Here is a 25,913-nt window from a genome sequence, read left to right on the forward strand (position 1 = left end):
AAACAGAGTTCACCCTTAATTGTTATTGATTAGTTAAATGATGAAGCGTAGACTCTGTTTTATGTGATGTGTGTCACATAAAATAGCGTTATCAAATTGCACCTGCGTCAGGAATTCATCATGAAACTGTTCCATAAAATCATCGCTAAATTTAGCGTCCTGAGCTTCTAAGCTCCGCGCTATCTCCCCCGCTGACACGACGTATCGCCCATCAAAACGACAACACTGGCGATGTGAAACCGGGCAAAGAAGGTCACCTGACGGTGGCCTTTCGTTTTTAATCACTACATCAATCACTTTGCCGCCCTCCCCCCGCCAGCGACTGGCGACGATTATCCTGGTTCTTCCCGCTATGGGTGCTGAAAACCGCTTTCCGCAGCGGCTTTATTCAGGTGGCGAAAAAACAGCAAAAGCAGTGAGATAGTCAATGATTATCCTCCCTACCCTCCTTTTTCAGCATTAAACTGATTTGCAGTGGTTAAAAATAGCGTCATAAAATGGTGTATAGCGGTGAGCCTGGACGTTTTCTCCACGTCTCGTTTTATGATGAAAAATATGTAGAAATTTCAACGTGAAAGGCTTTTACTTTTCGTTCTAACTACCGTCAGGATGAGTATGTCAAATAGTGCGATGAGCGTGGTTATCCTTGCCGCAGGCAAAGGGACCCGCATGTATTCCGATCTTCCTAAGGTGCTGCATACCCTGGCCGGGAAGCCAATGGTGCAGCATGTCATTGATGCCGCTAACGATTTAGGCGCATGTGCGGTACACCTGGTGTACGGCCACGGCGGCGATCTGCTGCGTCAGACGCTGCATGAAGACAACCTGAACTGGGTGCTGCAGGCCGAGCAGCTAGGAACCGGGCACGCCATGCAGCAGGCGGCGCCGTTCTTCAATGATGATGAAGACATCCTGATGCTCTACGGCGACGTGCCGCTGATCTCCGTCGAGACGCTACAGCGCCTGCGCGCCGCGAAACCGCAGGGCGGGATTGGTCTGCTGACGGTGAAGCTGGATGATCCAACCGGCTATGGCCGCATTACCCGTGAGAATGGCCAGGTGACAGGCATCGTTGAGCACAAAGATGCCAGCGAGGCGCAGCGCCAGATTCAGGAAATTAACACCGGCATCCTGATCGCCGGCGGAGCAGATCTCAAGCGCTGGCTGGCGAAGCTCACCAATAACAACGCCCAGGGCGAATACTACATCACCGATATCATCGCCATGGCGCATCAGGAAGGTCACGAGATCGTTGCCGTGCATCCCCAGCGCCTGAGCGAAGTCGAAGGCGTCAACAATCGCCTGCAGCTTGCGCGCCTGGAGCGCGTCTACCAGGCTGAGCAAGCGGAAAAGCTGCTGCTGGCGGGGGTGATGTTGCGCGATCCGGCGCGTTTCGATCTGCGCGGTACGCTGCAGCACGGGCGCGATGTGGAGATCGATACTAACGTTATTCTGCAGGGCCGCGTCGTGCTGGGCGATCGCGTGAAAATCGGCGCCGGCTGTGTGATTAAAAACAGCACTATCGGCGATGATTGCGAAATCAGCCCCTACAGCGTGGTGGAAGATGCCCGGCTGCAGGCGGCCTGCACCATCGGCCCATTTGCCCGTCTGCGCCCGGGCGCCGAACTGCTGGAAGGCGCCCACGTTGGCAACTTCGTGGAAATGAAAAAGGCGCGTCTCGGCAAAGGCTCCAAGGCGGGTCATCTGACCTATCTGGGCGATGCGGAGATCGGTGATAACGTCAATATCGGCGCGGGCACCATCACCTGCAACTATGATGGCGCGAATAAACATAAAACGATTATTGGCGATGATGTCTTTGTCGGCTCGGATACCCAGCTGGTGGCCCCGGTCACGGTAGGCAACGGCGTCACGATCGCCGCCGGCACCACCGTCACACGCAATATCGCCGATAACGAACTGGTGTTGAGCCGCGTACCGCAGGTCCACAAACAGGGCTGGCAGCGTCCGGTGAAGAAAAAATAAACAGGATTGTCGCCGGGGGTGAAAAACGCCCGGCGAACCAGGATGAGAGGGTCAATATAGATCCCCGTCCGCAGGCAGTACCATAACAATAACCCCACTCTCTACAAGGCTCGGGGCGCCCGGAAAACGGGCAAATACAGGTCAGCGACAACGCATGGCATATCGCCATTATCAGGAAATTTAACTATGTGTGGAATTGTTGGCGCAGTCGCGCAGCGTGATATTGCTGAAATCCTTCTCGAAGGTTTACGTCGTCTGGAATACCGTGGCTATGACTCTGCCGGTCTGGCGGTAGTCGACAGCGAAGGTCATATGACCCGCGTGCGTCGCCTGGGTAAGGTACAGATGCTGGCTCAGGCGGTCGAAGAGCAACCGTTACACGGTGGTACCGGGATCGCCCATACTCGTTGGGCGACGCACGGCGAACCGTCTGAGAGCAATGCGCATCCGCATGTTTCTGAACACATTGTGGTGGTCCATAACGGGATCATCGAAAACCACGAGCCGCTGCGCGCACTGCTGCAGTCTCGCGGCTATGTCTTCGTCACTGAGACCGATACCGAAGTTATCGCCCATCTGGTGCACTGGGAGCTGGAACAAGGTGGTACCTTACGTGAAGCCGTGCTGCGCGCCATCCCGCAGCTGCGCGGCGCCTACGGCACCGTCATCATGGATACCCGCGACCCGGGCACTCTGCTGGCGGCCCGCTCCGGTAGCCCACTGGTTATTGGTCTGGGCATGGGTGAAAACTTTATCGCCTCCGACCAGCTGGCGCTGCTGCCGGTTACCCGCCGCTTCATCTTCCTCGAAGAGGGCGATATTGCGGAAGTGACTCGTCGCTCGGTGGTGATTTTCGATAAATCCGCTGCGCAAGTGAAGCGCCAGGAGATCGAATCCAATCTGCAGTATGACGCCGGCGATAAAGGTATCTATCGCCACTATATGCAGAAAGAGATTTTCGAACAGCCGAACGCGATTAAGAACACCCTGACCGGGCGTATCAGCCACGGCGAAGTCGATCTCAGCGAGCTGGGGCCGAACGCCAATGAAATGCTGGCTCAGGTCGAACATATTCAGATTGTTGCCTGCGGGACCTCCTATAACTCCGGGATGGTCTCCCGCTACTGGTTTGAAGCGTTAGCCGGCGTGCCGTGCGATGTGGAAATCGCCTCCGAATTCCGCTATCGCAAGTCCGCGGTGCGTCGTAACAGCCTGATGATCACCCTTTCCCAGTCCGGTGAAACTGCCGATACGCTGGCGGCGCTGCGATTGTCGAAAGAGCTGGGCTATCTCGGCTCGCTGGCCATCTGCAACGTGCCGGGCTCGTCGCTGGTGCGCGAATCCGATCTGGCGCTGATGACCAAAGCCGGAACGGAAATTGGCGTGGCCTCGACCAAGGCCTTTACCACTCAGCTGACGGTGCTGCTGATGCTGGTGGCGAAACTGGCGCGATTGAAAGGTCAGGATGCGTCCATTGAGCATGATATCGTCCACGGCCTGCAGGCGCTGCCGAGTCGTATTGAGCAGATGCTCTCTCAGGACAAGCGTATTGAGCAGCTGGCAGAGCGTTTCTCTGATAAGCACCATGCGCTGTTCCTCGGCCGCGGCGATCAGTATCCGATCGCCATGGAAGGGGCGCTGAAGCTGAAAGAGATCTCCTACATTCACGCGGAAGCCTACGCGGCGGGCGAGCTGAAGCACGGCCCGCTGGCGCTGATTGATGCGGAAATGCCGGTGATCGTGGTGGCGCCGAACAACGAGCTGCTGGAAAAACTGAAATCCAACATCGAAGAAGTTCGCGCCCGCGGCGGTGAGCTGTACGTCTTCGCCGACGGTGACGCCGGCTTCAACGGCAGCGACAACATGCACATCATTGAGATGCCGCATGTCGAAGAGACCATCGCCCCCATCTTCTACACCGTGCCGCTGCAGCTGCTGGCTTATCACGTTGCGCTGATCAAAGGCACAGACGTTGATCAGCCGCGTAACCTGGCGAAATCGGTCACGGTTGAGTAACGTATTACCTCTTTTGCAAAGGGCTGCCGGCGGTGGCCCTTTTTTATTTTCACCTGCTGTTTTTCGCCGATCTTGTGCGCAATATGTGGGATGGCGATAGACGACAACCGATCGTTTTGCACTGCGATTTGGCTGTCATAAAAAGAAAATTATTCCGTCATTGTATGGTCATGCTTGCAGATAACCGTTTGAGTTATAAGCGTATTATTTGACGCAAAATCCCTTCTCCCGACCTGTCATAAAACTGTCATAATTCGTACATTTTACTGTCACCTCTTTGACCTATTTTGCTCACCATAGCCTCGAAACAATGATTTACGAATCCCAGCAGGAGACATTATGAACGTTATGCGTACCACCGTCGCAACAGTTGTCGCCGCGACCTTATCGATGAGCGCTTTCTCTGCTTTCGCAGCAGCAAGCCTGACTGGCGCAGGTGCAACTTTTCCTGCGCCGGTGTATGCCAAATGGGCTGACACCTATCAGAAAGAAACCGGCAATAAAGTGAACTACCAGGGTATTGGTTCCTCTGGTGGCGTTAAGCAGATTATTGCCAACACCGTTGATTTCGGTGCTTCTGATGCTCCGCTGGCTGATGACAAACTGACCCAGGAAGGTCTGTTCCAGTTCCCGACCGTGATCGGCGGCGTGGTGCTGGCGGTTAACCTGCCTGGCGTGAAATCCGGCGAGCTGGTGCTGGATGGCAAAACCCTCGGCGATATCTATCTGGGTAAAATTAAAAAATGGGATGACGAAGCGATCGCTAAACTCAACCCGGGTCTGAAGCTGCCGTCGCAGAATATCGCCGTGGTTCGCCGCGCCGATGGTTCCGGTACCTCCTTCGTCTTCACCAGCTACCTGTCCAAAGTGAATGAAGAGTGGAAATCGAAAATCGGCGCAGGCTCTACCGTTAACTGGCCAACCGGTCTTGGCGGTAAAGGCAACGACGGTATCGCCGCCTTTGTTCAGCGTCTGCCGGGCTCGATTGGTTACGTCGAATACGCTTACGCCAAACAAAACAATCTGGCGTACACCAAACTGGTCTCTGCCGATGGCAAACCGGTTAGCCCGACTGAAGACAACTTCGCTAACGCCGCAAAAGGCGTTGACTGGAGCAAGTCTTTCGCTCAGGACCTGACTAACCAGAAGGGTGAAAATGCATGGCCGATCACCTCAACCACCTTCATTCTGGTGCATAAGGCGACTAACAAGCCTGAGCAGACCGCTGAAGTGCTGAAGTTCTTCGACTGGGCGTATAAAAATGGCGGGAAAGAAGCGAATGCGCTGGATTACGCATCACTGCCGGAAAGCGTGGTTGAGCAGGTTCGTGCGGCATGGAAAACCAACGTCAAAGACAGCAGCGGTAAAGCGCTGTACTAACAGTAGATTTTTGACGAAGATGGCGGGGGCGTTCAGCGCTGCCCGCCCTACGGTTCAGACTGTAGGCCCGGAAGCGAACGCCACCGGGCATTTATTCGAACAAGCTTTAATACGTAAAGAGTAATCTATGGCTGCAACCAAGCCTGCATTTACCCCTCCGGGGAAAAAGGGTGACATGATTTTCAGTGCGCTGGTAAAACTGGCTGCGCTGATTGTGCTATTGATGCTGGGCGGCATCATCGTTTCCCTGATCATCTCTTCCTGGCCGAGCATTCAAAAGTTTGGCTTTGCCTTTTTGTGGACCAAAGAGTGGGATGCGCCCAACGAAATCTTCGGCGCGCTGGTGCCGATTTACGGGACCCTGGTGACCTCCTTTATCGCGCTGCTGATCGCCGTACCGGTGAGCTTCGGCATCGCGCTGTTTCTGACGGAACTGTCCCCCGCCTGGCTCAAGCGTCCGCTGGGCATTGCGATTGAGCTGCTGGCCGCGATCCCGAGTATCGTGTACGGCATGTGGGGCCTGTTTATTTTCGCCCCGCTGTTTGCGACTTACTTCCAGGAGCCTGTTGGTAACGTCCTGTCGACTATTCCGTTCGTCGGCGCGCTGTTTGCTGGCCCGGCGTTTGGTATCGGTATTCTCGCCGCTGGCGTTATTCTGGCCATCATGATCATCCCTTATATCGCCGCGGTAATGCGTGATGTTTTCGAACAGACGCCGGTGATGATGAAAGAGTCGGCCTATGGCATCGGCTGCACCACCTGGGAAGTGATCTGGCGCATCGTTTTACCGTTCACCAAGAACGGAGTGATCGGCGGCGTGATGCTCGGTCTGGGCCGTGCGCTGGGTGAAACCATGGCGGTCACCTTTATCATCGGTAACACCTACCAGCTCGACAGCATATCGCTGTATATGCCGGGAAACAGCATTACCTCCGCGCTGGCCAACGAATTCGCCGAAGCCGAAACCGGTCTGCACGTGGCGGCGCTGATGGAACTGGGTCTGATCCTGTTCGTTATCACCTTTATCGTTCTGGCGGCGTCGAAGTTTATGATTATGCGCCTCGCGAAGAATGAGGGGGCACGCTAATGGCGACCATTGAAATGCAAAGCACCGCCGAGCTGGCGGAATCCCGCCGTAAGATGCAAGCCAGGCGCCGCATGAAGAACCGCATCGCCCTGACGCTGTCGATGGCCACCATGGCGTTTGGTTTGTTCTGGCTTATCTGGATCCTGATGGCGACGATAACCCGCGGCTTCGACGGCATGAGCCTGGCGCTGTTTACCGAAATGACGCCGCCGCCGAATACCGCGGGCGGCGGTCTGGCCAACGCCCTCGCCGGCAGCGGCCTGCTGATCCTGTGGGCAACTATCTTTGGTACGCCGCTGGGTATCCTCGCTGGAATTTATTTGGCGGAGTATGGCCGCAAGTCGGTGCTGGCGGAAATTATCCGTTTTATTAACGATATACTGCTTTCCGCGCCGTCTATCGTGGTTGGTCTGTTCGTCTACACCATCGTGGTGGCGCAGATGCAGCACTTCTCCGGCTGGGCGGGCGTTATCGCCCTGGCGCTGCTGCAGGTGCCTATCGTTATTCGTACCACCGAAAACATGCTGAAACTGGTGCCGGATAGCCTGCGTGAAGCGGCCTATGCGCTGGGTACGCCGAAGTGGAAGATGATCTCGGCGATCACCCTGAAAGCGTCCGTCTCGGGGATTATGACCGGGATCCTGCTGGCTATCGCCCGTATCGCCGGGGAAACGGCGCCCCTGCTGTTTACCGCGCTGTCCAACCAGTTCTGGAGCACCGACATGATGCAGCCGATTGCCAACCTGCCGGTGACCATTTTCAAATTTGCCATGAGTCCGTTTGCGGAGTGGCAGCAACTGGCATGGGCCGGGGTATTGATTATCACCCTGTGCGTCTTGCTGCTGAACATCCTGGCGCGCGTTATCTTCGCCAAGAAGAAACACGGTTAATTTTTGCGGCGCAGCGACAGCTGCGCTGAATGAGGAAGAGATTGAGATGAGTATGGTGAATACAGCCCCGGGTAAGATTTCAGTTCGCAACCTGAACTTCTACTACGGTAAATTCCATGCCCTGAAGAACATCAACCTGGATATCACCAAAAACCAGGTGACGGCGTTTATCGGTCCGTCAGGCTGTGGTAAATCCACTCTGCTGCGTACGTTCAACAAAATGTTTGAACTGTATCCGGAGCAGCGCGCGGAAGGCGAGATCCTGCTGGATGGCGACAACATTCTGACCAACACCCAGGATATCGCCCTGCTGCGTGCCAAGGTTGGCATGGTATTCCAGAAGCCAACGCCGTTCCCGATGTCCATTTACGACAACATCGCTTTCGGCGTGCGCCTGTTTGAAAAGCTGTCCCGTGCCGATATGGATGAGCGCGTGCAGTGGGCGTTGACCAAAGCCGCATTATGGAATGAAACCAAAGATAAACTGCACCAGAGCGGGTATTCTCTCTCCGGCGGTCAGCAGCAGCGCCTGTGCATCGCCCGCGGTATCGCGATCCGCCCGGAAGTCCTGCTGCTTGATGAACCTTGCTCAGCGCTGGACCCGATCTCTACCGGGCGTATCGAGGAGCTGATCACCGAGCTGAAGCAGGATTACACCGTCGTTATCGTGACTCACAACATGCAGCAGGCTGCGCGTTGCTCCGACCATACGGCATTTATGTATCTTGGCGAGCTGATTGAGTTCAGCAACACGGATGACCTGTTCACCAAGCCCGCGAAGAAACAAACTGAAGATTATATTACTGGCCGCTACGGTTGATTTGCCCTTGTGCTTTCAGGCTCTCACCAGTTGGGCAATCAGGAGACACCATGGACAACCTAAATCTTAATAAACATATTTCCGGCCAGTTCAACGCTGAACTGGAGTATATCCGCACCCAGGTGATGACCATGGGTGGGCTGGTGGAGCAACAGCTTTCTGATGCGATCACCGCCATGCATAACCAGGACAGCGATCTGGCGAAACGCGTGATTGACGGCGACAAGCAGGTCAACATGATGGAAGTGGCGATCGATGAAGCCTGCGTGCGCATCATCGCCAAGCGCCAGCCGACCGCCAGCGACCTGCGCCTGGTGATGGCGATCATCAAGACCATCGCTGAGCTGGAACGCATTGGCGACGTGGCGGATAAAATCTGCCGTACCGCGCTGGAGAAGTTTTCCCAGCAGCACCAGCCGCTGCTGGTGAGCCTCGAATCGCTGGGCCGCCATACGGTGCAGATGCTGCATGACGTGCTGGATGCCTTCGCGCGTATGGATCTCGACGAGGCGGTACGTATCTATCGCGAAGACAAGAAAGTCGACCAGGAGTATGAAGGCATCGTGCGTCAGCTGATGACCTACATGATGGAAGACTCGCGCACTATCCCCAGCGTTCTGACGGCGCTGTTCTGCGCGCGTTCCATCGAACGTATCGGCGACCGCTGCCAGAATATTTGCGAATATATTTTCTACTTCGTCAAAGGCCAGGATTTCCGTCATGTGGGCGGCGATGAACTGGATAAACTGCTCGCCGGAAAAGATCCGAAAGAGTAATAATCATTTTGTCTAATTCTGATAAATGGATTTATCAGAATTAGATATGATTCCTCCAGCGGCAGCGATATTGCTGCGATTATCGTCACAATTAACAGGCTGCCCGTTTGAGTTCTTCATTTTATCGCGTAACAATCAGCATTCACTGACTGAGCGCGCAAGCTCAGAATGTTTTAAACGGATTGTTACTGCGACAGCAGGCAAAACCTGATATTGCCCCCCCCACGGCGGCGATATCAGGTTTTTTTATGCGCGTTAAGAATGAGTTAATAAGGGTTGCTACCGCGATGCGCGGGCAAAACCTGAAGAGGATTATCTGTTTAGGCAGATCGTCTTCTTCGGGTTTTTTTGCTTTTTTCTCTCCGCAAAAATAACAGCCCTCGCGCCCTTAAGCGGTATGGATACAGCTATTAGAACCCGCGCGATGCTTGTCGCTGTCGTATTTATTTATGCCAACACTTATATAAGGGAATATTATGTTTAGAAAAACCAGGATCGCTTCGGCGATGGTATTGCTGGCGCCGCTTTGTTATTCAACCACGCTGTTCGCGAGCCAGTTGACGGTAGAGCAACGGCTTGAGTTGCTGGAAAAAGCGCTTAGCGATACGCAAAAAGAGCTCAAAAAATATCAGGACCAGGAGAGAAAAAGAGACCAGATTTGGGCCACATGGTCTTCGCCTGCAGAGAGCCAGAAGCGCACCGTCGCGGCGGCGGCAGGACCGAAAGCAGCAGTGAAACCGGATGCGGTACTGGTCAAAAATCAACAACCTGCCACAGACGGCGCGCCAGCCTACAGCGCGATGACGCTGAAAGACTTTAGCAAGTTCGTCAAAGATGAAATTGGCTTTAGCTATAACGGCTACTTCCGCTCGGGCTGGGGAACCGCCTCGCATGGCTCGCCAAAGTCGTGGGCCATTGGTTCGCTTGGCCGTCTGGGCAATGAATATTCCGGCTGGTTCGATCTGCAGCTGAAGCAGCGGGTGTTTCAGGAAGGCGATAAACGCGTCGACGCCATCGTGATGCTCGACGGGAACGTTGGCCAGCAGTATTCCACTGGCTGGTTTGGTGACAATGCCGGCGGCGAAAACTACATCCAGTTCTCGGATATGTACGTTAACACCAAAGGATTCCTGCCGTTTGCCCCGGAAGCCGATTTCTGGGTCGGCAAACACGGTGCGCCAAAAATCGAGATCCAGATGCTGGACTGGAAAACGCAGAGAACCGATGCGGCGGCTGGCGTGGGGCTGGAAAACTGGCAGGTAGGCGCCGGGAAATTCGATATCGCGCTGGTCCGGGAGGATGTTGATGACTACGATCGTTCTTTAAGCAATAAGCAGCAAATTAACACCAATACCCTCGATATCCGTTACAAAGAGATCCCGTTGTGGGATAAAGCCAGTCTGATGGTCAGCGGACGCTATGTCGCCGCCAACCAAAGTTCTTCTGAGAAATATAAAGAGGGCAATGAAGGCTATTATCCATGGAAAGATACCTGGATGGCCGGCACCTCGTTAACGCAAAAATTTGCTCACGGCGGCTTTAACGAATTTTCTTTGTTGCTGGCGAATAACTCCATTGCCAGCAGCTTCTCGCGCTATGCCGGATCCAGCCCCTATACTACCTTTAACGGCCGCTATTATGGCGACCATACCAATGGCACCGCCGTGCGCTTAACCTCGCAAGGAGAAACCTATTTACGCGATGACATTATTATGGCGAATGCCATCGTTTACTCCTTTGGCAACGACGTTTACAGCTACGAGACCGGGGCCCACTCCGATTTTGAATCCATCCGTACGGTCCTGCGGCCGGCCTATATCTGGAATAAATATAACCAGACCGGCGTCGAACTGGGGTACTTCAGGCAGCAAAACAAAGATGTGACCGGCAAGAAATATAACGAGTCCGGCTATAAGACCACGCTGTTCCATACCTTCAAAGTTAATACCAGTATGCTGACCTCGCGCCCGGAAATTCGCTTCTATGCCACCTATATTAAAGCGAAGGATATCGACCTGGATAAGGCCGCGAATAACACCACCCGCATTTTTGAAGACGGTAAAAACGATCAGTTTGCCGTAGGGGCGCAGGCGGAAATCTGGTGGTGAGACGATAACAGAACGGACACAACGTAAGAGGAATAACGATGAAACAACATGCCATTTATTTCGCCCTCGCGCTGGCGGGCGCGGCGTTCACCATTCAGGCGGCACCGTTGCCAGCGGTGCCCGAGCCCTCCCTGCCGGTGAGCCACTTTATCACCCAGGTTAACGCGGATAAGAGTATCACTTACCGCCTGTTTGCCCCTGATGCCCGGCGGGTTTCGGTGGTGACAGGCGCCACGCCGGACACCTTTGTCTCGCACGACATGACCAAAGCGGACCACGGGGTCTGGACATGGAAAAGCGAGCCAATGAAACCCAATCTCTATGAATACTATTTTGATGTGGACGGCTTCCGCTCGGTGGATACCGGCAGCCGCTATCAGAAGCCGCAGCGTCAGGTGAACACCAGCCTGATTCTGGTTCCCGGCAGTATTCTGGACGATCGCCCGGTCGCGCACGGCGATCTGCGCACCCTTACCTATCACTCGAAGGCGCTGAATGCGGAACGGCGGCTCTATGTCTGGACGCCGCCGAACTATAGCGGCAGCGGCGAGCCGCTGCCGGTGCTCTATTTCTATCATGGCTTTGGCGACAGCGGGCTGTCGGCCATCGATCAGGGGCGTATTCCGCAAATCATGGATAACCTGCTGGCGGAGGGCAAGATCAAGCCTATGCTGGTGGTGGTCCCGGATACCGAAACCGACACCCCGGAAGCCATCGCGGAAAACTTCCCGCCGCAGGAACGACGCAAAACCTTCTATCCGCTGAATGCGCTGGCGGCGGATAAGGAGCTGATGCAGGACATTATTCCGCTGATCGATGCCCGGTTTAACGTGCGTAAAGATGCCGATGGTCGGGCGCTGGCTGGCCTCTCTCAGGGCGGGTATCAGGCGCTGGTTTCCGGGATGAATCATCTGGAGAGCTTTGGCTGGCTCGCCACGTTTAGCGGCGTCACGACCACCACGGTGCCGAATGCCGGTGTGGAAGCGCAACTGAAACATCCTGAGGCGATCAATCAACAGCTGCGTAACTTTACCGTGGTCGTCGGGGAAAAAGATTCCGTGACCGGCAAAGACATCGCGGGTCTGAAAAGCGAGCTGGAAAAACAGAAGATCAACTTTGACTATCACGCCTATCCCGGCCTGAACCATGAAATGGACGTCTGGCGCCCGGCCTACGCGGAGTTTGTGCAAAAACTGTTTAAATAGCCGGTGGGGGCGTTTAGCCCCCGCTTTCCGCGAGTGAAGAAAGGCAAGATGAAAGTGATTGTGTCCCAAGATGATGAAGAGATAGCCGGTCGCCAGCCGTCCTGTTCTGGGCTAGAACATAGCGCTACCTGCCAACCGTCGCCCGGTTGGGCGACGCCGGGGGCTAGCGAGTGATATCCCAACCGCGCGCTTTCCACAATGCCGGCAGCGCAGCCAGATCGGTAAAGGTCGTCACGTTGGGATGATCGATGGGCGGGTTGTGTGGATCGGCGCAGAAGTAGAACACCTCCATGCCGGCGGCTATTCCCGATTGTGCACCTGCCCTGGAATCATCAACCAGAATACAGTTCTCAACGTTAACGCTCATCGCTTTTGCGGCATGGAACATCAGCGCCGGATCGGGTTTCCAGCGCTGAATATCGTAGCCGCTGTACAACCGGTCAGCGAAATGGTGCAGCAGGCCGGTGCGGCCGAGAGAGTGTTGCATCTTACTGACCGGGCCATTGGAAACCACGCACATCGGGACGCTTACCGCATCCAGCAGCGCCTGGGCTCCGGCAATCACCTCCAGTTCGCTATCAAACAGGCGGGCGACTTCCGCACGGTAAATCGGCTCCAGAGTGGCCTTTTGCAGGTTAACGCCATGCTCGGCGTTGATGGTGTCGATTATTTCGTACAGCTTTACGCCTTTGAAGCGCTTAAAAATCTCTGCCAGCTCCAGCGTAATGCCAAATTCCTGGAACATGTGCACGTAGGCGCGGGAGCAAATCACCTCGCTGTCGACCAGCGTGCCGTCACAGTCAAAAAATACTGCTTCTGGTTGAGTCATAGCCATTCCATATTAACAAGTTTAACGTTTTCGTCATGTCCAATGCCGCGACGCAATCGTTGCCGTAGAAGCAAAATAAATGAAAAAAATTACCATACAACCGCGCCTGGTGCTGTAATTTGGTATAGGATAGCGTCGAATTTTCCCTCCTTACGTTCGGAAACCGATAATGAGTCAACAACAAACCAGCCAGTCTTCTGGCCAGGGTCTGCTGGAGCGCGTATTTAAACTGCGCGAGCACGGCACCACGGTGCGCACGGAAGCCATCGCCGGTTTCACCACGTTCCTGACGATGGTGTATATCGTTTTTGTTAACCCACAAATTCTTGGCGTAGCGGGCATGGATACCAGCGCCGTGTTTGTGACCACCTGTCTGATTGCCGCTTTCGGCAGTATCCTGATGGGGCTGTTCGCGAACCTGCCGGTCGCCCTGGCGCCGGCGATGGGCCTGAACGCCTTTTTCGCCTTTGTGGTGGTGCAGGCGATGGGCCTGCCGTGGCAGGTCGGGATGGGCGCGATTTTCTGGGGCGCCGTCGGCCTGCTGCTGCTGACGATCTTCCGCGTACGCTACTGGATGATCGCCAATATTCCGCTGAGCCTGCGCGTGGGCATCACCAGCGGTATCGGTCTGTTTATCGGTATGATGGGCCTGAAGAACGCCGGGGTTATCGTCGCAAATCCGGAAACGCTGGTCAGTATTGGTCATCTGACCTCCCACAGCGTGCTGCTGGGCGTGCTGGGCTTCTTTATCATCGCGATTCTGGCGTCGCGCAACATTCATGCCGCCGTTCTGGTCTCTATCGTGGTGACCACCCTGCTGGGCTGGATGCTGGGTGATGTACACTACACCGGTATCGTCTCGGCGCCGCCGAGCGTGACTTCGGTGATCGGTCATGTCGATCTGGCGGGCTCCCTGAATCTGGGCCTGGCCGGGGTGATCTTCTCCTTTATGCTGGTCAACCTGTTTGACTCCTCCGGGACGCTGATCGGCGTGACGGATAAAGCGGGTCTGGCGGACGCCAACGGTAAATTCCCGCGCATGAAGCAGGCGCTGTTTGTCGATAGCGTCTCGTCGGTGGCAGGCTCCTTCATCGGCACCTCGTCGGTAACAGCGTATATCGAATCCTCCTCCGGTGTTTCCGTGGGCGGGCGCACCGGCCTGACCGCCGTGGTCGTCGGTATCCTGTTCCTGCTGGTTATCTTCCTCTCTCCGCTGGCGGGGATGGTTCCGGCCTATGCGGCCGCTGGCGCGCTGATTTACGTCGGCGTGCTGATGACCTCAAGCCTGGCGCGCGTGAAGTGGGATGACCTGACGGAAGCGGTACCGGCGTTTATCACCGCGGTGATGATGCCGTTTAGCTTCTCGATCACCGAAGGCATTGCCCTGGGCTTTATCTCCTACTGCGTGATGAAAATTGGCACCGGCCGTCTGCGCGACCTCAGCCCTTGCGTCATTATCGTCTCGCTGCTGTTCGTGCTGAAGATTGTCTTTATCGATGCACATTAATCCGCACGTATGATGAAAAAGCCCGGCATCGCTGCCGGGCTTTTTTTATGCTTTAACCCGCTGAATATAGTCGCCAAAGGCAGTCAGCTGGCCGCGCAGATGGTCGAGGGTGCTCTGATCGACCACTTCACCCGACTGCGGATCCACTTTGTTCTGGATCACGCCGCCCATAAATTCCGGTTTATTCATCACCATCGCATCGAGGAACACCAGAATCTGCCGCAGATGATACTGGCAGCGCGCGCCGCCGATGGCGCCCATAGAGCTGGTTTGAATCAGCACCGGCTTGCCGGACAGCGGCTGCTCGGGCAGACGTGAAAGCCAGTCGATGGCGTTTTTCAGGCCGCCAGGCACGGAATAGTTATACTCGGGGGTGACAATCACCACGCCATCCGCCTCGCGGATCTGCTGCGCAATCTCCTGCACGCTCTGCGGGAATCCCTCTTCCTCCTGAATATCAGCATCGTACAGTGGAATATCGCCGATCGACGGCAGCGCGGAAATGTGCATGCCCGCCGGCGCGATGCCGGGCAGGGTACGCGCGACCATTCCATTAAACGACCCTTTACGCAGGCTGCCGAGTAACGTAACCACTTTCAAGGTATCTGACATGATTGCTCCTTTGGATCATGATGCCGGCAAGACCGGTCAATTGAGGGATAAGGTTTTTTCCGTGGGCAGACTGGTAAAGCGCATCAGGCGGGCTGAGGGTTCGCGTGCGCGGCGCTGAGCGTCCGCCAGGCTGTGCCAGTCGCCTCCCTTAGCATCATACTCCCAGACCTTCAGCGGGCCGATATTCGGGGTAGCGGCAAGCGACCACACCAGCAGCGATTCGGCGTCACAGACGGCTTCGATCGGCAGGCTGCCGGCGGTACGCAGGCGGCCGGAGCCAGGCAGCAGCTGCAGCTGCGTTGATGTCTCACCGGTCAGCTTCAGCACGCTGCGGCGCAGCGCCACCAGCTGGCTGCGCGCTTCGTCCGGGTCATGCTGAATGTTAATCCACAGATTCTCATTGTTACTGAAATTTTGCCGGTCGGCGTCGTGGCTGCGAACGGCGCGCTGCAGCTCCATGTCGAGGCCGCAATCCCCCTCGGTGGTCAGCGCCACGCCAACGATATTGCCAGTATAAGAGATAGAGAAGCGGGGAAGGTGACGATCGCTAAAAACCGGTCTGCCATTGGCTTCGTTAACGATTTCAGGCAGCTCGCTGATGCCGTAAAGCATAAACAGCAGTTCGGCGAGCAGCGACCGCGAAGCGCGAAAGCGGGCTTGCCGGTATTCAGGGAGCCGACGTGCGGATTGATGACAGGCCGCTGACAAACGTGTCGATAGCGGCTCCCCGGTACTGAGTATCCCTCGTGCAAAATGCGTTGCCATACGTCGCTCCGTGAGTAATGGTCTGAATTAAAACGGCGGGCGCTATTATCGCCTGGTATTAACAGGTTTTAATGCCGAAATCCCCCCTTGAAAAGGGAATTTGTTTGAATTTTACAAATTCTTGCGCAAATAAGGTGCTATGGGCACGAAACAAGGCTTACAGCGTACCGGAATAGAGCGCTTTCAGCGTATCTCTAAGCCAGACAAGCTTCGGGTTGTAGCTGTTGCGTTTATGCCATAGCAAGGTGAAGGGGACGCGAAGCTTTTCCAGATGCTGCGGCTCCAGCGGCAGCGGTCGGGAGACCAGGGGAAGCTGGTGCTGCTGATTATAGTGCTGGCAGTAGCGCGGCGCGGTGGCCAGCATGGTGTGCTGCGGCTGGGCCGCCATAAAGAGGGATTGCTCAAACCCCGGCACGGTCAGCGCCACGTTACGTTTATGCCCCAGCTCCTGCAGCACGTCGTCCAGCGCCCAGGTATCGCGTTGTTCCCAGCAGATGGTGATATGCGGATAGCGTAAGAATGCCGCCAGATCCCACTCCTCCCTGAGCGCCGGATGATCGGCGCGCAGCCAGACCTGCGGCAGGTCGGTGAACAGCACATCAAAATCGATATACCACGGCAGCAGGCTTAGCAGCTCCCGCGACTGCGGATGGCTTTCGCGCCCGCAGAAGCCGATATCCACCTCGCCGCGAATGATGGCGTCCAGGGAGTCGTAGTCCCAGTTGCGCAAACGAATCAATGCCTGCGGATAGCGCTGATAGATGCGCTGGGAGAGGGTGTTAAACAGGATCATCAGCAGCGGCGTTTCCGCCGCCAGCTCGAACTTGAGGCCGCTCGGCATGGTGTGGTGCGGTTTATCGAGGATCTGGTTGCCCATCTGCATCCAGTCCGCCAGATCCTGCTCCATGCTGCTGACCAGCGGCGTGGGCGCCAGGCCCAGCGGCGTTTTGACAAACAGCGGATCGTCAAACCAGGCGCGCAGTTTGGCCAGCGACTTGCTCACCGCCGAGGGCGAAACGTTCATCCGCTTCGCCGTACGGGTGACGCTGAGCTCCTGGGTCAGGAGCTGCAGGCAGAGGAGTAAATTAAGATCGAGACTCGAAAGCGGCTTCTTCATCGTGTTGCGCAACCCGCGGCGGGGTAGCGACCAGTAGCAGAACAAGACTCACTATGCTACAGGCAATGAGTATCCCGATCAGCATATTGATTGCGCTGAGTCCGATGATAGCGGCGAGCCATATCCACAGCGACGAACCGCACACCTGCGCGATGCCGAGGACCGAGCTGGCGACACCGGCGCGCAGCGTGAATGGCCCCAGGGCCTGGCTCATCGCGACGCCGAAGCCGACGGAGAAGCCGGCGCAAATCATGCCCAGCCCGACCAGGGTGACGGCCTGGTGGGTGGCGAGGCTCAGCGCCACGCCTGCCGCCAGGAACAGCAGCTGCGAGGTTATCATCAGGGTGCGCGGTTTAAACAGCGACAGGGCGAACGGCGTCGAGAAGGAGACCGCCATGCTGACCATCGCCATCAGCGCCATCGTCATGGAATAGGTGCCGCGATCGAACCCCATTTCCTCCATCATCAGTACCGGCGAGACGTTCACGTAGGTGAGGATCGCCGTTACGCTGAGGGTGGTGATGAGAATGCGGCTGAGGAAAAAGCGATTCAACAGCGATTCATCCGCGCCATGCTGCGGCATAGCCGTCTGCGGAGGCGCCGTCGGACGCGTCTCGCGCAGGATAAATACCGCCAGTAAACCCACCGTTACCCCCATGCCGATCATGGTGTAGAACAGACTCTGCCACGGGTATTTCAGCATGATCAGGTGGCCGAGCACCGGCGCCAGAACGGGGATGATGCAGGTAATGCCGTTGAGCAACGACAGCACTTTGGCCCGCCGACGGTCGTCCAGCGTATCGCGCAGAATAGCGAAAGCCACCACGTAGCAGCAGCCGGCGCCAATCCCCTGGATAAAGCGTCCGGTAAGGAAGTGGCTGCTGGTGTGCGCCTGCGCGCAGAGCAGGGAGGCGATAACAAAGATCGCCGCGCCCACAATGGCGACAGGCTTGCGCCCCGAGCGGTCGGCGATACGGCCAGCAAACAGCATCGCGGAGGCCATTCCGGCCAGATAGACCGAGAAGGCGATATGTAATTGCGCCTCGCTGGCTCCCAGATCCTGAGCAATACGCGGCAGGCCGACGAGATACATATCGATGCCGGAGGGATAGAGCAGAACCAGGGCAAAGCTGCAGAGAAGAAAGCGTGTCATGAGATCCTCGCGATGTGAATGGCGTTCAGCATAGTGAGATACGCTCCGCAAGACGAGTTGCCATTTGGACAACGCTATTTTCCTGGCAGGAAACGCGAACTAGCGGCCCCGGCGTCGCCAGACGCGGGCCATCCCTTCGCTTTCCGGCCGAACGCTTTCGAAGCCAAACTTCGCGTACAGCTCCGGAACATCCGCCACCAGCGTAACGTAGGCGCCGTCAAAGGCGTTCGCATCCAGCCAGGCGACCAGTTTCTCCATCACCAGCCGGCCAAGGCCCTTCCCCTGGTGAGCCGGATCGACGGCGACGTCGACAATGTCGAAATTAATCGCGCCGTCGCCGACGATGCGCCCCATGGCGATCGGCGTCTCCTGCCAGAGGATATGTACGCCATAACAGCTTTGCGGCAGCCCGGCTCTGGCGCCTTCTACGGGGCGCGGCGACATGCCCGCTACCAGCCGCAGGTGGCAAAACGCTTCGGCGGAGGGTACCTTCTCGATCACGGTATATTCAACGGTCATGCTTTAGTCTCGTGGTTAGGGGGAGATAAAAGTAGAGAACGTTGCGCCGCAAAGGGCAAGAAAAAACCCGCATTAACGCGGCGCTAATGCGGGTGAGTGAACGTTTACGGACTAAACGTTATTTGCCGATACAGAAGCTGGAGAAGATGCGGCCCAGCAGGTCGTCGGAGGTGAACTCCCCGGTGATCTCGCTCAGCGCCTGCTGCGCGAGACGCAGCTCTTCCGCCAGCAGCTCGCCGGCCCAGGCGCCCAGCAGCTGGGCTTTGCCCTGCTGCAGATGGTTCGCCGCCTCTTCCAGCGCCTGCAGATGGCGACGGCGGGCGAGGAAGCCGCCTTCCATATTGGTATCGAAGCCCATGCTCTGCTTGAGGTGATTACGCAGCACCTCGACGCCTTCGCCGGTGCGTGCCGACAGGCGGATCAGTGAGTGGCCATTTACTTCGCTGATACCCAGCGCTTCGCCGGTAACATCGGCTTTATTGCGCACCACGGTAATCGGCAGTTTAGCGGGCAGACGCTCGATAAAATCTGGCCAGATCTCCGCCGGGTCAACGGCGCTGGTGGTGGTGCCATCGACCATAAACAGCACCCGGTCAGCCTGCGCAATCTCCTGCCAGGCGCGCTCGATGCCGATACGCTCCACTTCGTCATTGGCGTCGCGCAGGCCCGCGGTATCAATGATATGCAGGGGCATGCCGTCGATATGGATATGCTCGCGTAGCACATCGCGGGTGGTGCCCGCAATGTCGGTGACGATCGCCGCTTCGCGGCCCGCCAGGGCGTTCAGCAGGCTTGATTTACCGGCATTTGGCCGCCCGGCGATCACCACTTTCATCCCTTCGCGCAGCAGACTGCCCTGACGGGCTTCGGCGCGGACGGCGTCGAGGTCGGCCATCACCTCGTTCAGCTGGGCTTCAATTTTGCCGTCGGAGAGGAAATCAATTTCTTCATCCGGAAAATCAATCGCCGCTTCCACGTAGATGCGCAGGTGAGTGAGCGCTTCCACAAGGTGGTTCACCCGCGCGGAGAACGCCCCCTGCAGCGAGTTCAGCGCCGAGCGCGCCGCCTGTTCTGAGCTGGCGTCGATAAGATCGGCGATGGCCTCTGCCTGCGCCAGGTCGAGCTTGTCGTTAAGGAACGCGCGCTCGGAGAATTCGCCCGGTCTGGCGATGCGCAGGCCCGGCAGGGTCAGAATACGTTTGAGCAGCAGGTCAAGAATGACCGGGCCGCCGTGGCCCTGCAGCTCAAGCACATCTTCCCCGGTAAAGGAGTTCGGCCCGGGGAACCACAGCGCAATCCCCTGATCCAGCGGCGTACCGTCAACGTCGTTGAACGGCAGGTAGTCGGCATAGCGCGGCTTCGGCAGCTTGCCGAGTACCGCCTGCGCGACGTCGCGCGCTTTGAGGCCGGAGATACGCAGGATGCCCACACCCCCGCGTCCCGGTGGGGTTGCCTGGGCGACGATAGTGTCGTTATGGCTCATGGTGACTCTCTATGTAGATGTAAAAAAGGCGGTCCATTGACCGCCTTCTCTGGCATTAACGTTACCGTAACTACTCTAAATTATCCAAGTCGCAGATGCGTTGGCTTGAAGAATGAAGAGTATCAGGATTTCTTCTTCTCGCGGCTATGCAGGCCACGCTTCTCCAGACCACGGTAAATCAGCTGCTGCTGGATAATGGTCACCAGGTTGCTGACGATGTAGTACACCACCAGGCCAGACGGGAACCACAGGAAGAACACCGTGAAGATGACCGGCATAAAGGTCATGATCTTCTGCTGCATCGGGTCGGTCACGGTGGTTGGCGACATCTTCTGGATGAAGAACATCGTCGCGCCCATGATGATCGGCAGGATGTAGTACGGGTCTTGCGCAGACAGATCGTGGATCCACAGGATAAACGGCGCATGACGCAGTTCTACCGAGGCGCTCAGCATGTAGTACAGCGCAAGGAAGATCGGCATCTGGATAATCAGCGGGAAGCAGCCGCCCAGCGGGTTCACTTTTTCCGCTTTATACAGCGCCATCATCTCCTGGCTTTGACGTTGTTTATCGTCGCCCAGACGCTCGCGCATGGCCTGAATTTTCGGCTGCAGCATACGCATCTTCGCCATGGAGGTGTACTGCGCTTTGGTCAGCGGGTACATGATGCCACGAACGATAAAGGTGATGACGATAATCGAGAAGCCCCAGTTGCCGAGGAAGCCGTGAATGAATTTCAGCAGCTTGAACAGCGGTTGGGAGATGAACCACAGCCAGCCGTAGTCGACGGTCAGATCCAGGTGCGGCGCGACGGCAGCCATTTTGTCCTGAATCGCCGGGCCGACCCACAGCGTGCTCTGCAGTTTGTCGGTTTGACCAGGCTGCACCAGTACCGGCTGAGATTTATAGCCGATAGCGACAATGCCGTTGCCGAGGTTGGCGGTGTAGAAGTTATTCGTCCCGTTATTCTGCGGCACCCACGCGGTGGTGAAGTACTGCTGCAGCATGGCAACCCAACCGTTTTTGGTGCTGACGTTCAGGTTTTCATTGTCCAGGATGGTATCGAATTTGTATTTTTCGTATTTCGAATCCGCGGTGGAGAACGCCGCGCCACGGAAAGTATGCATCGTGGACAGGCCGCCGGTCTGCGTATCGCGACTGGACGGCAGCGCGGCGGTCTGCTTCAGCTGACCGAAGGTCGAGACTTCCAGCGGTTTCTCGCTGGCGTTCTGCACGCTATAACCCACGTTCACCGCATAATCACCGCGTTTCAGGGTGAAGGTCTTGGTGAAGACGTTGCCGGCTTTGTCGGTATAGGTCAGCGGAATAACGATTTCGTTCTGGCCATCAGCCAGTACATACGCATCTTTATCAGCGTTATACAGCGGACGCGGGCCGTTAGCCGGGTTATCCGGGCCGTCACGACCGGTTAAGCCGCTCTGCGCCTGGTAGATAAACTGTGGCGTAGTTTCCAGTAACTGGAACGGTTCAGTCGATTTCAGCGCTTTCGGGTAAGCCGGAAGCAGCGCTTGCTCAACATCACCACCGCGGGTGTTGATGGTCAGATCAAGCACATCAGTTTTAACCGTAATCAGTTTCCCCTGGCCACTGGCCGGTACGCCCTGGTCGGCGGCGCTACCCGCTGCTGTGGTCGTAGTCTGCGTGGTCTGCTGCTGGGGTTGCGGATTTTTGTCCTGCTCCCAGGCTTGCCAGATCATGAAAGACACGAACAACAAAGCGATGATAAGAAGATTGCGTTGCGAATCCATCGTTAGTGTTCTCTGGTATCAAATGGTCCAGGCGGGACGGGATCGTCACCACCAGGGTGTAAAGGGTGGCATTTTAATACGCGTTTCATCGTCAACCAACTGCCTTTTATCACTCCAAACCTGCGTAAGGCCTCAATTCCGTATTGAGAACAGGTTGGGGTGAAACGGCAATGCGGCCCGAGTAGCGGACTAATCAGGCGCTGATAAACTCGAATCAGGCCGATCAGGACCCGCGAGCCAGGCGACAATGGCGGCGCCATAATTTTTCCAACGCTTCCGAGAGAGCACGGTTATCGAGGTCGGCAACCCCTCTTTTCGCCACCACCACGAAATCCATTGGCGGGAGTTCATGTTGACGCAAACGAAAACTTTCACGCGTCAGACGTTTAATCCGATTGCGTTCATGTGCGCGTTTCACGTTTTTCTTGGCGACGGTGAGACCGATGCGGGGATGCCCCAGCGAATTCAGGCGGCCGAGGATGGTGATTTGCGGCGTGCCAGCCCGTTGTGGCTGCTGGAAGACGAAAGTGAAATGACTGGGAGTTAACAAGCGTAACTCCCTGGGAAATGCGAGCTTAACCACGCAGGGTTAGCTTTATTACTTGGAAACGGTCAGACGAGCGCGGCCTTTAGCACGACGACGTGCCAGAACCTGACGACCATTTTTAGTAGCCATACGAGCACGGAAGCCGTGAGAACGGTTGCGCTTCAGTACAGACGGTTGAAAAGTGCGTTTCATGGCGATTTCTACCTAAACTTGAATAAATTCACTGACTTTTGCGTAGACCCGAACGAACTTCGAACGACTTACGCCTCAGCGTGGGTGATTAAAGAGGCCGGATTGTAATAATTGTACACTCCGGAGTCAATTCTCTTTCCTTATTTCTCGCACCTCGTCGCACAAAAAATAAGCTGAGACGCGTGACGAAAACGGGCATTACGCGCCGGGTGGGGGATTATACGGCCTGGCCAGTAAAGCGCAAGGATCCTGAAGGATCTTTGTTAGATCGTTTCCGCCCAAAAGCGGCATAGCTCATTAATTTTTCCAATATGCGGCGGAAATCGTGCTTCACTCCTCCCAGGATCGATTACACTTACCCGGTTTCGATCCTTCCTGTGGATAAATCGGGAAGAATCTGTTGAGAAACACAAGATCTCTTTCTCAGTTTAGGCTATGATCCCCGGTCCCGATCGCGATCCCCGGATCCGCAGCGGGAAATAACCGCAGATAGCGGTTCGCACGTCACCCCTTTTGTGCAGGGGCTTTTCGGCTAATGCAGGGTCTTGTCGACGTGTGCCAACAATCACGATTGTTTCAGTTTTTCTTTGATATCGATTTTATGTTCGAGTGGAGTCCGCCGTGTCACTTTCGCTTTGGCAGCAGTGTCTTGCCCGATTGCAGGATGAGTTACCAGCCACAGAATTCAGCATGTGGATCCGCCCATTGCAGGCGGAACTGAGCGATAACACGCTGGCACTGTATGCGCCAAACCGTTTTGTGCTCGACTGGGTAAGGGACAAATACCTCAATAATATCAATGGACTCCTCAATGATTTTTGCGGTGCGGACGCCCCGCAGCTGCGTTTTGAGGTGGGAGCTAAGCCCGCCAGCTCGCTGCAGAAAGGGGCGGTAAGCCCGGCCGCAACGACTATCCCGGCGGCGCAGGTGCAGACCGCGCGCGTGGCGCCGACGATCGTGCGCCCTGGCTGGGATAATGTCCCGGCGCCGGCGGAGCCGACCTACCGTTCTAACGTTAACGTGAAACACACGTTTGATAACTTCGTCGAAGGTAAATCTAACCAGCTGGCCCGCGCGGCGGCGCGTCAGGTGGCGGATAACCCGGGCGGCGCCTATAACCCCCTGTTCCTCTACGGCGGAACGGGTCTGGGTAAAACCCACCTGCTGCACGCGGTGGGGAACGGTATCGTGGCGCGTAAACCGAACGCCAAAGTGGTCTATATGCACTCGGAGCGTTTCGTTCAGGACATGGTTAAAGCGCTGCAGAACAACGCCATCGAAGAGTTTAAGCGCTACTACCGATCCGTTGACGCCCTGCTGATCGATGACATTCAGTTCTTCGCTAATAAAGAGCGATCCCAGGAAGAGTTTTTCCACACCTTCAATGCCTTGCTGGAAGGTAATCAGCAGATCATTTTGACCTCGGATCGTTATCCCAAAGAGATCAACGGCGTTGAAGATCGTCTGAAATCCCGCTTCGGCTGGGGGCTGACGGTGGCGATCGAGCCGCCGGAGCTGGAAACCCGCGTCGCGATCCTGATGAAAAAAGCCGATGAGAACGACATCCGCCTGCCGGGCGAAGTGGCGTTCTTTATTGCCAAGCGCCTGCGCTCAAACGTGCGTGAACTGGAGGGGGCGCTGAACCGCGTTATCGCCAACGCCAACTTCACCGGCCGGGCGATCACTATCGATTTCGTGCGCGAAGCGCTGCGCGATCTGCTGGCGCTGCAGGAAAAACTGGTCACCATCGACAATATTCAAAAGACGGTGGCGGAGTACTACAAGATTAAGGTAGCGGACCTGCTGTCCAAACGCCGCTCCCGTTCGGTGGCGCGTCCTCGCCAGATGGCGATGGCGCTGGCCAAAGAGCTGACCAACCACAGCCTGCCGGAAATCGGCGATGCGTTTGGCGGCCGCGACCATACCACCGTGCTGCACGCCTGCCGCAAGATTGAGCAGCTGCGTGAAGAAAGCCACGACATTAAAGAAGATTTTTCCAATTTAATCAGAACATTATCCTCGTGACGCTATGAAATTTACCGTAGAACGTGAACATTTATTAAAACCGCTGCAACAGGTGAGCGGTCCGTTAGGTGGTCGTCCGACGCTGCCCATTCTCGGTAACCTGCTGCTTCAGGTCGCGGACGGCGCGCTGTCGCTGACCGGTACCGATCTTGAAATGGAGATGGTGGCGCGCGTGGCGCTGGTTCAGCCGCACGAAGCGGGCGCCACCACCGTTCCGGCGCGTAAATTCTTTGATATCTGCCGCGGCCTGCCGGAAGGCGCGGAGATCGCGGTGCAGCTGGAAGGCGATCGCATGCTGGTACGTTCCGGCCGCAGCCGCTTCTCGCTGTCGACCCTGCCCGCTGCCGACTTCCCGAATCTTGACGACTGGCAGAGCGAGGTGGAATTTACCCTGCCGCAGGCGACCATGAAGCGTCTGATCGAAGCGACGCAGTTCTCGATGGCGCACCAGGATGTTCGTTACTACTTAAACGGTATGCTGTTCGAAACCGAAGGCAGCGAACTGCGCACCGTCGCTACCGACGGTCACCGTCTGGCGGTCTGTTCGATGCCGCTGGAAGCGTCGCTGCCGAACCATTCGGTGATCGTGCCGCGTAAAGGGGTGATTGAGCTGATGCGGATGCTCGACGGCGGTGATACGCCGCTGCGCGTGCAGATCGGCAGCAATAATATCCGCGCCCATGTCGGCGATTTTATCTTCACTTCGAAGCTGGTTGATGGCCGTTTCCCGGATTATCGCCGCGTATTGCCGAAAAATCCGGATAAACACCTCGAAGCGGGCTGCGATATTCTGAAGCAGGCTTTTGCCCGCGCGGCGATTCTCTCCAATGAGAAATTCCGCGGCGTGCGGCTGTACGTTAGCGAAAATCAGCTGAAAATCACCGCCAATAACCCGGAGCAGGAAGAAGCGGAAGAGATTCTGGACGTGACCTACGCCGGCACGGAGATGGAGATTGGCTTCAACGTTAGCTACGTGCTTGATGTGCTGAACGCGCTGAAGTGCGAGAATGTGCGCATTCTGCTGACGGATTCGGTGTCGAGCGTGCAGATTGAGGATGCGGCTTCTCAATCCGCAGCCTACGTTGTTATGCCAATGCGGCTGTAGAATCGTAAAGGGGCTGGTTTAC

General features: G+C 56.3%; 23 protein-coding genes. 12 read left to right on the forward strand and 11 right to left on the reverse strand.

The window, feature by feature from the left end:
* Positions 1-615: 615 nt before the first annotated feature.
* The 9 genes from glmU to ABLX76_RS09235 all read left to right on the forward strand — a co-directional run bounded on the left by glmU (position 616) and on the right by ABLX76_RS09235 (position 12,268).
* Complete coding sequence (gene glmU / locus ABLX76_RS09195) at positions 616-1,986, forward strand: bifunctional UDP-N-acetylglucosamine diphosphorylase/glucosamine-1-phosphate N-acetyltransferase GlmU (protein ID WP_023291473.1); 1,371 nt, start codon at positions 616-618, stop codon at positions 1,984-1,986.
* Positions 1,987-2,172: 186 nt separating this feature from the next.
* A complete protein-coding gene (glmS, locus tag ABLX76_RS09200) occupies positions 2,173-4,002 on the forward strand; it encodes a glutamine--fructose-6-phosphate transaminase (isomerizing) (RefSeq protein WP_023291472.1) in 1,830 nt (609 codons plus the stop codon).
* A gap of 339 nt (positions 4,003-4,341) precedes the next feature.
* A complete protein-coding gene (gene pstS, locus ABLX76_RS09205) occupies positions 4,342-5,382 on the forward strand; it encodes a phosphate ABC transporter substrate-binding protein PstS (protein WP_023291471.1) in 1,041 nt (346 codons plus the stop codon).
* Between the two features lie 127 nt (positions 5,383-5,509).
* The gene (gene pstC / locus ABLX76_RS09210) at positions 5,510-6,469 is read left to right on the forward strand and encodes a phosphate ABC transporter permease PstC (RefSeq protein WP_004145004.1); all 960 of its coding nucleotides are present in this window, start codon (positions 5,510-5,512) and stop codon (positions 6,467-6,469) included.
* Positions 6,469-7,359: a phosphate ABC transporter permease PstA gene (gene pstA / locus ABLX76_RS09215; RefSeq protein ID WP_086075987.1), complete on the forward strand. Its 891-nt coding sequence runs from the start codon at positions 6,469-6,471 to the stop codon at positions 7,357-7,359. Before pstC ends, pstA begins: the two co-directional genes overlap by 1 nt.
* 46 nt (positions 7,360-7,405) lie before the next feature.
* On the forward strand, positions 7,406-8,179 hold the full coding sequence (pstB, locus tag ABLX76_RS09220) for a phosphate ABC transporter ATP-binding protein PstB (protein ID WP_004145006.1): 774 nt from the start codon (positions 7,406-7,408) through the stop codon (positions 8,177-8,179).
* 50 nt (positions 8,180-8,229) lie between these two features.
* On the forward strand, positions 8,230-8,955 hold the full coding sequence (phoU, locus tag ABLX76_RS09225) for a phosphate signaling complex protein PhoU (protein WP_004145007.1): 726 nt from the start codon (positions 8,230-8,232) through the stop codon (positions 8,953-8,955).
* A gap of 476 nt (positions 8,956-9,431) precedes the next feature.
* Positions 9,432-11,063 carry a carbohydrate porin gene (locus ABLX76_RS09230; protein ID WP_032429026.1) on the forward strand — a complete coding sequence of 544 codons (1,632 nt, stop codon included), beginning with the start codon at positions 9,432-9,434 and terminating at the stop codon, positions 11,061-11,063.
* A 38-nt stretch (positions 11,064-11,101) separates the two neighbouring features.
* Positions 11,102-12,268, forward strand: coding sequence for an alpha/beta hydrolase-fold protein (locus tag ABLX76_RS09235; protein WP_086075990.1), 1,167 nt, complete (start codon positions 11,102-11,104; stop codon positions 12,266-12,268).
* A 163-nt stretch (positions 12,269-12,431) separates the two neighbouring features.
* Here the strand turns inward: ABLX76_RS09235 and yieH are convergent, their stop codons facing one another.
* Positions 12,432-13,097 (reverse strand): 6-phosphogluconate phosphatase, encoded by a 666-nt coding sequence (yieH, locus tag ABLX76_RS09240; RefSeq protein WP_023291467.1) that lies wholly within the window; start codon positions 13,095-13,097, stop codon positions 12,432-12,434.
* Positions 13,098-13,266: 169 nt separating this feature from the next.
* Here yieH and ABLX76_RS09245 point away from each other — a divergent pair, with 169 nt between their 5' ends.
* Complete coding sequence (locus tag ABLX76_RS09245; RefSeq protein ID WP_023291466.1) at positions 13,267-14,604, forward strand: NCS2 family permease; 1,338 nt, start codon at positions 13,267-13,269, stop codon at positions 14,602-14,604.
* Positions 14,605-14,649: 45 nt separating this feature from the next.
* Here ABLX76_RS09245 and ABLX76_RS09250 read toward each other — a convergent pair whose 3' ends face one another.
* The 10 genes from ABLX76_RS09250 to rpmH all read right to left on the reverse strand — a co-directional run bounded on the left by ABLX76_RS09250 (position 14,650) and on the right by rpmH (position 22,761).
* Positions 14,650-15,216 carry an NADPH-dependent FMN reductase gene (locus tag ABLX76_RS09250; RefSeq protein ID WP_023291465.1) on the reverse strand — a complete coding sequence of 189 codons (567 nt, stop codon included), beginning with the start codon at positions 15,214-15,216 and terminating at the stop codon, positions 14,650-14,652.
* 36 nt (positions 15,217-15,252) lie between these two features.
* On the reverse strand, positions 15,253-15,828 hold the full coding sequence (locus tag ABLX76_RS09255; RefSeq protein ID WP_192870697.1) for a phosphopantetheinyl transferase: 576 nt from the start codon (positions 15,826-15,828) through the stop codon (positions 15,253-15,255).
* A 310-nt stretch (positions 15,829-16,138) separates the two neighbouring features.
* A complete protein-coding gene (gene yidZ, locus ABLX76_RS09260) occupies positions 16,139-17,098 on the reverse strand; it encodes an HTH-type transcriptional regulator YidZ (RefSeq protein WP_004202291.1) in 960 nt (319 codons plus the stop codon).
* Positions 17,067-18,251: an MFS transporter gene (locus tag ABLX76_RS09265; RefSeq protein ID WP_101978323.1), complete on the reverse strand. Its 1,185-nt coding sequence runs from the start codon at positions 18,249-18,251 to the stop codon at positions 17,067-17,069. Before ABLX76_RS09265 ends, yidZ begins: the two co-directional genes overlap by 32 nt.
* Positions 18,252-18,350: 99 nt before the next feature.
* On the reverse strand, positions 18,351-18,770 hold the full coding sequence (locus ABLX76_RS09270) for a GNAT family N-acetyltransferase (protein WP_101866088.1): 420 nt from the start codon (positions 18,768-18,770) through the stop codon (positions 18,351-18,353).
* 118 nt (positions 18,771-18,888) lie between these two features.
* Complete coding sequence (gene mnmE / locus ABLX76_RS09275) at positions 18,889-20,253, reverse strand: tRNA uridine-5-carboxymethylaminomethyl(34) synthesis GTPase MnmE (RefSeq protein ID WP_021313053.1); 1,365 nt, start codon at positions 20,251-20,253, stop codon at positions 18,889-18,891.
* 122 nt (positions 20,254-20,375) lie between these two features.
* Positions 20,376-22,022 carry a membrane protein insertase YidC gene (yidC, locus tag ABLX76_RS09280; protein ID WP_023291460.1) on the reverse strand — a complete coding sequence of 549 codons (1,647 nt, stop codon included), beginning with the start codon at positions 22,020-22,022 and terminating at the stop codon, positions 20,376-20,378.
* 2 nt (positions 22,023-22,024) lie between these two features.
* Positions 22,025-22,282 carry a membrane protein insertion efficiency factor YidD gene (gene yidD, locus ABLX76_RS09285; protein ID WP_004151536.1) on the reverse strand — a complete coding sequence of 86 codons (258 nt, stop codon included), beginning with the start codon at positions 22,280-22,282 and terminating at the stop codon, positions 22,025-22,027.
* On the reverse strand, positions 22,246-22,605 hold the full coding sequence (gene rnpA, locus ABLX76_RS09290; RefSeq protein WP_004151535.1) for a ribonuclease P protein component: 360 nt from the start codon (positions 22,603-22,605) through the stop codon (positions 22,246-22,248). Before rnpA ends, yidD begins: the two co-directional genes overlap by 37 nt.
* Before the next feature lie 15 nt (positions 22,606-22,620).
* Positions 22,621-22,761 (reverse strand): 50S ribosomal protein L34, encoded by a 141-nt coding sequence (gene rpmH, locus ABLX76_RS09295; protein ID WP_000831330.1) that lies wholly within the window; start codon positions 22,759-22,761, stop codon positions 22,621-22,623.
* Positions 22,762-23,382: 621 nt separating this feature from the next.
* Here rpmH and dnaA point away from each other — a divergent pair.
* Positions 23,383-24,786, forward strand: a complete 1,404-nt coding sequence (dnaA, locus tag ABLX76_RS09300) for a chromosomal replication initiator protein DnaA (protein WP_086075994.1) — start codon at positions 23,383-23,385, stop codon at positions 24,784-24,786.
* A gap of 4 nt (positions 24,787-24,790) precedes the next feature.
* Positions 24,791-25,891: a DNA polymerase III subunit beta gene (dnaN, locus tag ABLX76_RS09305; protein WP_004145090.1), complete on the forward strand. Its 1,101-nt coding sequence runs from the start codon at positions 24,791-24,793 to the stop codon at positions 25,889-25,891.
* The last annotated feature ends 22 nt before the right edge of the window (positions 25,892-25,913 follow it).

The organism is Klebsiella sp. JB_Kp004 (assembly GCF_040065795.1).
Classification (GTDB): Bacteria; Pseudomonadota; Gammaproteobacteria; order Enterobacterales; family Enterobacteriaceae; genus Klebsiella; species Klebsiella quasipneumoniae.

Bases quoted from the DNA above. Each gene is read 5' to 3' on its own strand.
- glmU (WP_023291473.1), top strand. From the start codon at position 616: ATGTCAAATAGTGCGATGAGCGTGGTTATCCTTGCCGCAGGCAAAGGG.
- glmS (WP_023291472.1), top strand. From the start codon at position 2,173: ATGTGTGGAATTGTTGGCGCAGTCGCGCAGCGTGATATTGCTGAAATC.
- pstS (WP_023291471.1), top strand. From the start codon at position 4,342: ATGAACGTTATGCGTACCACCGTCGCAACAGTTGTCGCCGCGACCTTA.
- pstC (WP_004145004.1), top strand. From the start codon at position 5,510: ATGGCTGCAACCAAGCCTGCATTTACCCCTCCGGGGAAAAAGGGTGAC.
- pstA (WP_086075987.1), top strand. From the start codon at position 6,469: ATGGCGACCATTGAAATGCAAAGCACCGCCGAGCTGGCGGAATCCCGC.
- pstB (WP_004145006.1), top strand. From the start codon at position 7,406: ATGAGTATGGTGAATACAGCCCCGGGTAAGATTTCAGTTCGCAACCTG.
- phoU (WP_004145007.1), top strand. From the start codon at position 8,230: ATGGACAACCTAAATCTTAATAAACATATTTCCGGCCAGTTCAACGCT.
- ABLX76_RS09230 (WP_032429026.1), top strand. From the start codon at position 9,432: ATGTTTAGAAAAACCAGGATCGCTTCGGCGATGGTATTGCTGGCGCCG.
- ABLX76_RS09235 (WP_086075990.1), top strand. From the start codon at position 11,102: ATGAAACAACATGCCATTTATTTCGCCCTCGCGCTGGCGGGCGCGGCG.
- yieH (WP_023291467.1), bottom strand. From the start codon at position 13,097: ATGACTCAACCAGAAGCAGTATTTTTTGACTGTGACGGCACGCTGGTC.
- ABLX76_RS09245 (WP_023291466.1), top strand. From the start codon at position 13,267: ATGAGTCAACAACAAACCAGCCAGTCTTCTGGCCAGGGTCTGCTGGAG.
- ABLX76_RS09250 (WP_023291465.1), bottom strand. From the start codon at position 15,216: ATGTCAGATACCTTGAAAGTGGTTACGTTACTCGGCAGCCTGCGTAAA.
- ABLX76_RS09255 (WP_192870697.1), bottom strand. From the start codon at position 15,828: ATGCTTTACGGCATCAGCGAGCTGCCTGAAATCGTTAACGAAGCCAAT.
- yidZ (WP_004202291.1), bottom strand. From the start codon at position 17,098: ATGAAGAAGCCGCTTTCGAGTCTCGATCTTAATTTACTCCTCTGCCTG.
- ABLX76_RS09265 (WP_101978323.1), bottom strand. From the start codon at position 18,251: ATGACACGCTTTCTTCTCTGCAGCTTTGCCCTGGTTCTGCTCTATCCC.
- ABLX76_RS09270 (WP_101866088.1), bottom strand. From the start codon at position 18,770: ATGACCGTTGAATATACCGTGATCGAGAAGGTACCCTCCGCCGAAGCG.
- mnmE (WP_021313053.1), bottom strand. From the start codon at position 20,253: ATGAGCCATAACGACACTATCGTCGCCCAGGCAACCCCACCGGGACGC.
- yidC (WP_023291460.1), bottom strand. From the start codon at position 22,022: ATGGATTCGCAACGCAATCTTCTTATCATCGCTTTGTTGTTCGTGTCT.
- yidD (WP_004151536.1), bottom strand. From the start codon at position 22,282: ATGGCGCCGCCATTGTCGCCTGGCTCGCGGGTCCTGATCGGCCTGATT.
- rpmH (WP_000831330.1), bottom strand. From the start codon at position 22,761: ATGAAACGCACTTTTCAACCGTCTGTACTGAAGCGCAACCGTTCTCAC.
- dnaN (WP_004145090.1), top strand. From the start codon at position 24,791: ATGAAATTTACCGTAGAACGTGAACATTTATTAAAACCGCTGCAACAG.